Genomic DNA, 10765 nt, shown 5'->3' on the forward strand with positions numbered 1-10765 from the left:
CATGGCCGTCGCGTCATCGTAGGGCCACTCGGTTTGTCACATTCGCCACCCAAAGTCGCTCGGTAAAGCAACTGCAAGGGGATGTATGTGCAACGCCGAGAGCGCCATCTCAGGCGGGCCACTTATGGGCTGTTGAGCCTCGCGCTTGGCGTGATCGGCCAGCCTTCCTTTGCCGCTGGCGGCAGCTACCTGGTCGACGATGCCTCGATCACCACGCCAGGGCGATGCCAGCTGGAAAGCTGGCTACAGACGTTTTCTTCTGGCGCGAGCCTGATCGAGACGGCGCCTGCCTGCAGTACCGGGCCTGTCGAATGGTCTGCCGCGCTCGGAGTTCAACGGAACCCTCATGCAAGCCTGGTCAGCCCGGCGATCAAATGGCAGCTGCGCAATGGCGATGCGGGCGATCGCTGGGGTATCGCGGTCGATGTCGGTGCGACCCATGTGCAAGGGCATTGGGACAACGAAATCGCCTATGTCTCCTTCTCGCGCATTCTCGAAAGCGACCAGCGCTGGGCGGTGAATTTCAATACCGGCATGACGCGTACGCCAGGACATGCGTCGCATCTTTTGATCGGTCAGGAAGCCGAATACACCCTGTCGCCGCGCATCACGCTATTGGCCGAACATTTGTGGCCCATCAACGGCCGCAACGAAGAGCAGTTCGGCGGCCGTTACATTTTCGGCAACGACAGCGTCGACCTGATCGCCGGCATGTCGGGGCCCGACCATTGGCTGACGGTCGGGCTCAATCTCGCGTTCTAGATCGTTTGCGCGGGCAGCTCCAGCGTGACGGGCTGACCAAGCGCTTCGGCGGAGCGTCCATCGACAAACGTGTAGGACCCGCCATGCACGACCCAGCGATGTTGCGCCGGATCGAAGTCCGCCAGCAGACGGGGCTCCAGTGGGATGCTTACGTTGCGTTGCTCACCCGGTTGCAGGAAGACCTTGGCGTAACCGCACAAGCGACGCACTTTGCCACCTGGGACCTGCACGTAAATCTGGGCGACATCCGCGCCGGCATGCTTGCCGGTGTTTTTTATCTGCACAGTGGCCTGGACACGGCCGTCGCGAGTGACGACTTTCAGATCGCCATGCTGAAAGCGCGTATAGGACAGCCCATAGCCAAAGGCGAACAACGGCTGGATACCGCGTGCCTGATACCAGCGGTAACCGATGTTGGCGCCTTCGATGTTGTAGTCGACCGATGCGGGAGGCGTGCCGCCGGTGGCACCGGGCAGATCGGCGCGCGGAAGCTGCGATAGGTCGCGCGGCCAACTGAAAGGCAGGCGCCCTGACGGATTGACCTTGCCGAACAGCAGGTGGGCAATAGCATCGCCACCATCCCCGCCGGGATACCAGGTTTCCAACACCGCCGCCGTTTGATTCAACCATGGCATGGCCACCGGACCGCCATTCTCCAGCACGACGATGGTATGCGGATTGGCTTTCGCCACTGCCGCCACCAGTGCGTCCTGCCCGTCAGGCAAACTCAGATCGGGCGCATCGACCGATTCGGTCGCCCACTTCTGCACAAAAACCACAGCTACCTGCGCATGGCTGGCAAGCTCCGCCGCAGCGGCTACATCGTTGCCTTCGGCGAACTGCACGTCGGCCGACGGTGCCGCAGTGCGAATGGCTTTCAACGGCGCGAACGGGTGATACATCACGGGACCGGGCCAATCGGTGGGCGCCAATCCGGGCACGGCATTGCCGCCCTTGGCCGTCACCACCGACGAACCGCCACCGGCCAATACGCCCTTGTCGGCATGCGCGCCGATGACGGCCACCGACTTGAGGCTTGTCGCATTCAGCGGTAACAGCTCGCCTTCGTTACGCAGCAGGACGGCGCCAGCCTCCAGCGTCGAACGTGCTACCGCCAGATCGGCCTTCTCGTCGGTCGCTTTTTTCTGCTGAGGCTGATCGAACAAACCCGCCGCAAACATGCTGCGCAAAATGCGTTGAACCATATCATCCAAGCGCTGCTGCTTTACTTCGCCCTTGGCCAAGGCCTGCCGCAACGAAGCGTCGAAATAAACTTCCTGGTCGAATGTCTCGCCTGCCGATTCCTGATCCAGGCCTGCGTTGACGGCCTTGGCAGCGCTATGTACACCGCCCCAGTCGGACATCACGAACCCCGGATAATGCCAGTCGCGCTTGAGCACCTGGTTCATCAGATAATCGTTTTCGCAAGCCCAGTCGCCATTGATCTTGTTGTATGAGCACATCACCGAACCAGGCTTGCCGCGCTCGATGGCCAGCTCGAACGCCAGCAGATCCGATTCGCGCATCGCCTGTTCGTTCAACAACGCATTGATGGTGTTGCGCCCGGTTTCCTGATCGTTGACCGCGTAGTGCTTGATGGTCGAGATGATCCCTTGGCTCTGTATGCCCTTGATGGCCTCGCCGACGATCGTGCCGGCCAGTAACGGATCTTCACCGGCATATTCGAAGTTGCGCCCATTGCGCGGCTCGCGCATCAGGTTGACGCCGCCTGCAAGCAGAATATTGAAGCCCTTGCTATGCGCTTCCGCGCCGATCATCGCGCCGCCACGATAAGCAACTTGCGGATCCCAACTGGCCGCAGTCACCGGGCCGGCAGGAAGCGGCGTTGCGGTATCGCCGGGACGAAACTTGTCGGAATTGGCGACGCCTAATCCGGCATCGCTTTCCTGCAGCGCGGGAATACCCAAGCGCGCAATGGCTGGGACATAGCCGGCCGAACCGATAGCGCCCGGTGGCACGAGCTTGTCGCCAGGCTTGGGCCGTGCAGCGTAATAGCTGCGGATCAAATGAAATTTTTCGTCCTGGGTCAGCTGCGCTGCGAGTCGCGAGGCACGCACGTCATGGGATAGTCGTGCATCTTTCCAGGGCTCGGCCGTGGTGGCTTGCGCATGTGCCATGGCCGCGCACGCGCCAAGGCTTATCGCCAATGCATATCGCAACATCGTCATACCTGCCTGGCCTTTCATTGGATCTCCGGGGCGTTTGCTTCTTGGCGAAACACGATAGCCGACATGTAGCGCAACGGGGAAATCGTGTACCGCAACGGCCGCGACCCTCAAAAACTTGACAGCTTCAAGACAATCGCATGTCGTCCTGTTGACGCAGTGCAGCATATGTCATAGCCTGATTTTGCAGCCCGTTTTTAGGGAAGTTGTTGCGCTGCATGAACAGGTTAAGGACATGCCATCCATGAGAGGAATTTCTATAGCTCTAACTGTCTGATCTGGGGAGACACAATGAAAGACCGACTTTTGCGACGCCCGCTGGCAGCCGCGTTGCTGCCTTTGCTCGGCCTGAATTTAGCCCTGGCCACCTCGGTGGCATGGGCCGAAGACACTGCCGATCCCGCTACGCCCGAAAAAGCCAAACAGTTACAACAAGTCGTCGTTACCAGCACCCGTGCTACCGATCGCACCGCTGCCGAGTCTCTCTCTCCCATCGACGTGCTCACTCCCGCGGATCTCACCGCAAGCGGTAGTACCGATCTGGCCAGCGCACTGAACACCCTGCTGCCTTCGCTGGATTTCCCCCGACCTGCCATCAACGACGGAAACGATGCGATCCGTCCGGCGACCTTGCGTGGCCTGTCACCCGACCAGGTGCTGGTTCTGGTCGATGGCAAGCGTTATCACACGACCAGCCTGGTCAATTACAACGCCTCCGTGGGACGCGGATCGGCACCGGTCGATCTGAACTCCATCCCGATTTCCGCCATCGATCACATCGAAGTGCTGCGCGATGGTGCGGCCGCACAGTACGGCTCCGATGCCATTGCCGGCGTCATCAACGTGGTGCTCAAGCACGGCAGCGTGGAGGGCGGCAACAGCATCACCGTCAACGGAGGCATCATGGACAAGGGGGACGGTGCGCAAAATGGTGTGCAGGGATCGGTCGGCATTCCGCTCGGTGGCACCGGCGACAACGCGCCGGGCTGGCCCGACTGGCCTGGAACTACCAAAATGCGATGAACACCAATCGCGCCGAGAACAAGGACATCTCGACCACGATTGCCGGTGCGCCCAACCCAAGCGACATTCCCTATGAACGTTATGGCGACCCGGCGGTAAAGACCTATCAGACCTTGCTCAATTTCGGTTATCAGATCACGCCGAATATCGAGCTGTATGGCTATCTCAATGGCAGCAAGCGCGATGTCACATCGAATGGCTACTACCGCGCATTCGACTCGGCTCGCAATGTAGTGCAGATCTATCCCAACGGCTTCCTGCCGCAGATCGTCAATCACAGCAACGATATCGCCACGGTATTGGGCATCAAGGGCAATACCGATGGCGGCTGGCATTGGGACCTGTCGGCGGACTATGGCGAGAACAACCTGGATTTCGATATCCAGAACACCGTCAACGTCAATCTGTACAACACGCTGGGCTACTCGCCGACCTATTTCAATGCCGGCACGTTTCGAAACAAGCAAGGCGTGGTCAATCTCGACCTCAGCAAGGATTTCCATTGGGGCTTTCTGCCCAATCCGGTAACGGTCGCCTTCGGCGGGGAATATCGTAAAGAGACCTACGTCATCGATTCGGGAGACCCCGACTCGTATTTCTTCTCTCCCACCACCCTCATTCCCGGCACCACCACGCCGTATGCAGGTGGCTCACAGGTATATCCGGGACTGACACCGAGCGTAGCCGGCAGCTTTGGCAGGCATAGCGAAGCGGCCTATCTGGACCTGGAGACGGATCTCACCAGCAAGCTGTCCGCCGGTGTGGCCGCACGTTACGAAGACTATAGCGACGCGGGTGCAACACGATCGGGCAAGATCTCGCTGCGCTATCAGTTCACCGATAGCTTCGCGCTTCGTGGCACGGTATCGAACGGTTTTCGCGCACCATCATTAGCGCAACAGAATTACGAATCGGTAGTGACGCTGATCCAGAATGGTCAGCTTGCGCAGATCGGCACCTTCCGTACTTCCGACCCGGCCGCCATCGCTCTCGGTGCCAAACCGCTCAAACCGGAGAAATCGACCAACTACGGCCTGGGCGCCGTCTGGCAACCGCTCGACAACTTCAATGCGACGCTCGATCTTTATCAGATACGCATCGGCAATCAGATTCTCTATTCCGATCAGATCGCCGTGACGCCCACGCCGACCAGCCAGGTCACCGGCGCACAGTTCTTTGTCAACGGTGCCAGTACGCGCACTCGCGGCGCCGACCTGATTACCAGCTATCGCCTGGATTTCAACGACTACGGCAAAGTCAATCTGACCTTCAGCGGCAACTACAACAATACCAAGGGTGCTCAGCGTATCCACGCCAGCATTCGGCCGGGCCAGCGAAGGCCTGCTTACCGACGCCACGCCACATACGAAATACGTATTCGGCGGTGACTGGCTGATTCACGATTTCGACCTGCACGCGAATCTGACCCGCTACGGTTCGGTGACCCGCCGCGGCGACTTGAGCGATGGCAGCGAAGATCAAACCTTCGCCGCACGTTGGCTGCTGGATATGGCGGCGAGCTACAACTTCCGCGACTGGTCGTTCACCGTGGGCGGCGACAACCTCACCAATCAATACCCGACCAAGGCCGCACTCAATAACGTCTACGAAGACCGCGCGGATGGCTTGCAGTACTCCGCGTTGTCGCCCTTCGGATTCAACGGGCGCTATTGGTACGGCAAGGTGACGTATCACTTCTGATGGGCCGAACTGTCTCGTTTCGGCTCAGGCCGAAACGAGGCTTGGCTTGCGTATCCGCCTTGACTCGGCTGGGGTATTCGATGGAAGACGATGGCTGTAAATTTTCAATGAAACGGCGTGATCTATTGCGCATGATCGGCCTCACCGCAGGCACGGCGGCGATGTATCAGGCGATGAGCAGCCTGGGGTTCGCCGCCGAATCCACGTTCAAGCAATCGCCGCCCTTGCAAGGCGCTCCAAAGGGCGCATCAGTGCTGATTCTTGGCGCCGGCATTGCCGGCATGGTGGCGGCCTATGAGCTGCGCCAGGCCGGTTACAAAGTACAGGTGCTGGAATACAACCATCGCCCCGGCGGGCGTAACTGGTCGCTACGCGGCGGCGATACGTTTACCGAGATGGGCGGATTCACCCAGCAATGCCAGTTCGATCCCGGCCTGTACATCAACCCGGGGCCCTGGCGCCTGCCCCACCACCACCACGGCATCCTCAGCTACTGCAAGAAACTCGGCGTGCCGCTGGAAGCCTATGTGCAGGTCAATCACAACGCCTACCTGCACAGCGCCAAGGCTTTTGGAGGAAAGCCGCAGCGCTATCGCACCATCAATGCCGATTATCGCGGGCATGTGGCCGAGTTGCTGGCCAAGACCACGCAGCAAGGCAAACTGGATGCGCAAGTCAGCAAGGAGGACCAGGAACTGCTGCTCGAATCCCTGCGCGAGTGGGGCGCGCTCGATAAGAATCTCGGCTACGTGCGCGGAACGACCAGCAGCGATCGGCGCGGCTATGCGCAAGACCCCGGTGGCGGCTTGTCGGCCAAACCGGTTCCTTCCGAGCCGTTGAGTGCCAGGGATGTCCTCGGTTCACGCTTATGGGCCAACCTGGCGGCAGGTGAAATCTATGAATTTCAGACCACCTTGTTTCAGCCCGTCGGCGGCATGGGCCGCATCGGCGAAGCATTTGGGCGCGAGCTGAAGGGGCTTATTCGCTACAACGCCAAAGTGACCTCGATTCAACAAGACGACCATGGCGTCAACGTCACCTATGAGGACACGACGTCGCCAGGCCATACGCATGTTGCGCGCGGCGACTGGTGCCTGTGCACGATCCCGTTATCCATACTCAGCCAGCTGCCGATCAATGTCAGCCAGGCCATGTCCGATGCCATTGCTGCCGTGCCTTACGCTGCCGCGGTAAAGATCGGCCTGCAGTTCAAGCGCCGTTTCTGGGAAGAAGACGAACATATCTATGGCGGTATCAGCTACACCGATCTGCCGATCAGCAACATCAGCTATCCCAGTACGGGCTTTCACAGCAGCGGCAAGGGCGTGCTGCTGGGCGCCTACATCTGGGGTCTCAATGCCTTCGAATTCACCGCGATGACACCCGAGCAACGCATACGCAAAGCGGTGGAATACGGCAGCCAGATTCATCCGCAATATTCCAGGGAATTCGAGTCCGGCGTGGCGGTTGGCTGGCACCGCTCCCCTTTCACGATGGGGTGTTTCGGTGTGTGGTCGGAAGAGGCGCGCAGCCAGCACTACGACAATCTGTGCCAGATCGATGGACGTATTGCGCTTGCCGGAGAGCATGCGTCTTATCTGCCCGCGTGGCAGGAAGGTGCAGTCACGTCGGCGATCGACGCGATCGGCCGCATTCATCAGCGTGCTGTCGCGGGGGCCAGGGCATGAGCAGCAAGACAATCAAAACATTGCCACGGATATTTTGCGGCGCTTTCCTGTGGTGTTGTCTGCTGCCGGCACACGCTCAGTCATCCGACAACGCGTCCTATTTGCGCACCACATTCAGTTCGGCCAACGGCGAAGTCGTCTTTCGCAGCATCTGCCAGGGTTGCCACATGCCCGATGCCAAGGGGGCAAAGGGCGCCGGCACGTATCCCGCCCTGACCGACAACCCGAGACTCGCCTCGCCTAACTATATGGCCGCCGTGATCTTGAATGGCCGCCGCGATATGCCATCGTTTGCCCCCAAACCGGGCCCAAAGGATCGCTTCTTTGACGATGCGACGCTTACCGATGAACAGATTGCGGGGGTGATCAACTACATTCGAACGCACTTCGGCAATCGATACGATGACCGCATCAGTGCGCAAGAAGTCTCAGCCATGCATCCTTAGATATCGCTCCATTCGTTACCTTCCCCTGGAGAAAACCTTTCATGCTTACGATCGGACGTGTTGTTCTGCTTGCTGCTTTGGCTACGGTCTCCTTGAACGTTCTCGCCAACGATGTCGTGCGTTACAAGATCCCCGATAGCACCTTTCCCATTTCCGCCGCCGTCGAAATCCCGGCCGGCAAAGCGACCATCTACGTCAGCGGCAACGTGCCGCCGGTCGTCGACCCGAAAGCCCCCAAGGACTCGGTGGCCGCCTATGGCGACACCAAGACGCAGACCATCGGCGTACTGACAGCCATCGACAAACAGCTCAAGAGCATGCATTTGAGCTTAAGCAATGTCGTGAAGATGCAAGCCTTTCTGGTCGGCGACGAAAGCCATGGCGGCCACATGGACTTCGCCGGCTTCATGGCCGGCTATACGCAGTTCTTCGGTACCAAGGAGCAGCCCAATCTACCGGCACGCTCGGCCTTCCAGGTGGCCGCATTGGGCAACCCCGGCTATCGCGTGGAAATCGAGGTGATCGCCGTTCGCCCTTGAACTTACCGCACCGGCTCCACGGGAGTGCCGCCCCACGATACCGGATCGACATCGGCGACCGTTTGCGAAAACGTCCACACATGGCCGCCGAGGTCGATAACAGTGTATTGGCGCTCGCCATAAGGGTACGCAGCGGGTTCGCTGACCACGCGCGCCCCGCAAGCCACCGAGTGGCGATGGTGGGCATCCACATCGGCAATGCGGAGCATCACCGAATGCGTGACCCAGCCGGTGGCGGGCGCATCACCCAGGCCTTTTGCGACGACAACGCTATCAGTCTCGCCGATGCAAAGTTGTGCCCGATGATCGCCGATACGCAGTTGCTCGCGAAAGCCAAACACTGTGCTTAGCCACTCCACCGCTGCGCGAACATCGGGGTAGCTGAGCACGGGGATGATCGTGCCCTCGGGCATGGATCGGTTGGTTCGAGACATCGCCGCACCTCGCTTGATCGTTGTGATCGAGGCATGGCCTCGGACCGCACCAGTGTAAACAGTGCGATTCGCGCGGTTGTAAATGTGTTGCGTAGAGATGTAAACAAATATGTCGTTCTGAATTGCCCCTCCCCCTGGCTACGCCGGGGGAGAGGGCTGAGGTGAGGGGGGCTCTTCAAACCCGCCGCAACGGCACATGAGCACGCTGATGCATCCACTTGGTCATGATCCATTTCTCGCCCTTGATCACGGGCGCACCGCCATGCAGCGACATCGGATCGGATTGGCCCAGGCTATTGGTGTACTCGAAATACACAGCCGACCCTTTCTTGGGCACCACCTCAAGACCCGCCTCGGGAAAGATGGTAGCGCCGCCCTCTTCCACTTCATTCAAATACATCACCAGCGTCGACACACGCTGGCCGCCAAGCAACAAATGACGATGACTGCCCGCCTCTTCGAAAGAGAAGTAATCGAAGTGCGGCTTGTACTCACCGCCCACCAGGTAGTGCAGCACCTGCAGCCCCTCGCCGTGGGTTTCGGGCCAGCCCAAGGCCTCCGAGATGCGCCGATCGATACGACTGATGAACGCATCGGCATGCGGCTCAAAGTGCGTGCCTTCGCTGGTACGTTCGTCCACGATCTTGTTCTCGCCGGTCAACGGATCGACCGTACCTGAACGCTGCATCTTGTCCAGCGAGCGCCGGATGATTTCGTCGCATTCGTCATGGCTGAGAACATTGTCCAGCACCGCGACACACGGCTGACCCAGCCGCAGCGATACCTTCACCGGCCAGTCCGAGGTGGGCAGCACATTACCCGCCGGCAAGCGGGACGTTTCCCGGATATAACCGGCCGTCAATCCTTTCCAATCGATATCGGGCGGCAGCGGTACCCCATCGGCCAGACACTTGTTGACCGCGAACCAGGCAAAGGCAGGGTCGAAATCGCGCCGCTGCATCTCCTCGACCATCGACATGGGGGTACAGCCGCGGGAAAGGTTCAGATAAATCCAGCCTGCCCATTCGGCGTTCAAGCCCGCCTGCAAGACCTTCTGTGTTGGAACAGAGCTCCCTACCCGTTCGACCTCGGACATCACCGCTGCCATAAACGCTCCCCTATGCACTCCGGCGGCATCAATTCGCCTCTATAGATACTTATCCCGGGAAATCGGGAAAAGTTTAGGGGTCGGGCGCCGCTATTTTTTGCGATTTCTCTTCCAGATGGACGAAGCCGGATCGCTAGCGCTCTCGTCTAGACGTGAGGATCAAGAAACCAAAACGAGGATAACAGCCCAAACGGACCATTCTTGAGTTCCCAGAACGCAAGCGCGTTGGCACATCGACAGGGATGATCCCCTAGTTTCCTCGATTTGCCTGCCAGATGCCCCCTCTCACGCTCGATCGCTGGGAATCCCCACTTTTAGCGCGTGCGCCAAAAGATCTCCATCTCGTCGATTTCTTCAGAGCACAGCAAGCTTCCCCACATCAAAAGCATTCTCCATATCGTCAGGCACCTCTCCAATCCAGCCACATGGAAACCTTCCGGCCAAGTACCAACGCTCTAGCAGGCCGAAGTATTTTGTCTTGATAATGAATTCATGTTCGCGTGCCATACATAGCAAGACCAGATCTCTTTTCAGTTTTCTAGAAAGATCCACTGCCGCCCCAAAGGGCACTAGAGCCTTGAGCGCATCGGTTCGCATCTTGGCATTCACCAATCCAGAGACGATTGGCTCAAACTCGCCGACCAGTGAATTCCAGTCTTTCGTGACTTTGTCACGATGAAGAAAGAGCTGAACGGTCAACTCGTTCTGCCCCTCCAGTTGAGCATCATATGAATTCTGCGCCGTACAAAGGCTCATCGCCTCATCCCAATCGATGACCGGCACGATATCAACGTCCAAGGGCAGCGGATTTCCGATGTTGCAAAACCAGTCCAGATCATTGAAATCATCGAGCAGTTCTCTAGCTCTAATATCCACGC

General features: G+C 59.0%; 8 protein-coding genes and 1 pseudogene. 5 read left to right on the forward strand and 4 right to left on the reverse strand.

Going from position 1 to position 10765, the window contains the following annotated elements; genetic code table 11:
- Window positions 1-87: 87 nt before the first annotated feature.
- On the forward strand, window positions 88-762 hold the full coding sequence (locus ACZ6WW_RS22610) for a hypothetical protein (protein ID WP_465276206.1): 675 nt from the start codon (window positions 88-90) through the stop codon (window positions 760-762).
- Here ACZ6WW_RS22610 and ACZ6WW_RS22615 read toward each other — a convergent pair.
- Complete coding sequence (locus tag ACZ6WW_RS22615; protein ID WP_465276207.1) at window positions 759-2969, reverse strand: beta-glucosidase; 2211 nt, start codon at window positions 2967-2969, stop codon at window positions 759-761. The genes ACZ6WW_RS22610 and ACZ6WW_RS22615 overlap by 4 nt on opposite strands.
- 270 nt (window positions 2970-3239) lie before the next feature.
- On the opposite strand from ACZ6WW_RS22615, the pseudogene ACZ6WW_RS22620 reads away from it, so the two are divergent.
- The 4 genes and pseudogenes from ACZ6WW_RS22620 (at window position 3240) to ACZ6WW_RS22635 (ending at window position 8345) form a co-directional block, all read left to right on the forward strand.
- Window positions 3240-5672 (forward strand): annotated as a pseudogene (locus ACZ6WW_RS22620) (TonB-dependent receptor plug domain-containing protein).
- 107 nt (window positions 5673-5779) lie between these two features.
- On the forward strand, window positions 5780-7360 hold the full coding sequence (locus ACZ6WW_RS22625) for a flavin monoamine oxidase family protein (RefSeq protein ID WP_465276208.1): 1581 nt from the start codon (window positions 5780-5782) through the stop codon (window positions 7358-7360).
- Window positions 7357-7806, forward strand: coding sequence for a c-type cytochrome (locus ACZ6WW_RS22630; RefSeq protein WP_465276209.1), 450 nt, complete (start codon window positions 7357-7359; stop codon window positions 7804-7806). The genes ACZ6WW_RS22625 and ACZ6WW_RS22630 overlap by 4 nt, the downstream gene beginning before the upstream one ends.
- A 41-nt stretch (window positions 7807-7847) precedes the next feature.
- A complete protein-coding gene (locus ACZ6WW_RS22635; protein WP_465276210.1) occupies window positions 7848-8345 on the forward strand; it encodes a RidA family protein in 498 nt (165 codons plus the stop codon).
- A 2-nt stretch (window positions 8346-8347) separates the two neighbouring features.
- On the opposite strand, the gene ACZ6WW_RS22640 is transcribed toward ACZ6WW_RS22635, so the two are convergent.
- The 3 genes from ACZ6WW_RS22640 to ACZ6WW_RS22650 form a co-directional block, all read right to left on the reverse strand.
- The gene (locus ACZ6WW_RS22640; protein WP_465276211.1) at window positions 8348-8779 is read right to left on the reverse strand and encodes a VOC family protein; all 432 of its coding nucleotides are present in this window, start codon (window positions 8777-8779) and stop codon (window positions 8348-8350) included.
- 175 nt (window positions 8780-8954) lie between these two features.
- Window positions 8955-9887: a 2OG-Fe(II) oxygenase gene (locus ACZ6WW_RS22645; protein ID WP_465276212.1), complete on the reverse strand. Its 933-nt coding sequence runs from the start codon at window positions 9885-9887 to the stop codon at window positions 8955-8957.
- A 354-nt stretch (window positions 9888-10241) separates the two neighbouring features.
- Window positions 10242-10763: a hypothetical protein gene (locus ACZ6WW_RS22650; protein ID WP_465276213.1), complete on the reverse strand. Its 522-nt coding sequence runs from the start codon at window positions 10761-10763 to the stop codon at window positions 10242-10244.
- Window positions 10764-10765: the final 2 nt, after the last annotated feature.

It is taken from the genome of Dyella sp. NPDC103356, from assembly GCF_055584465.1.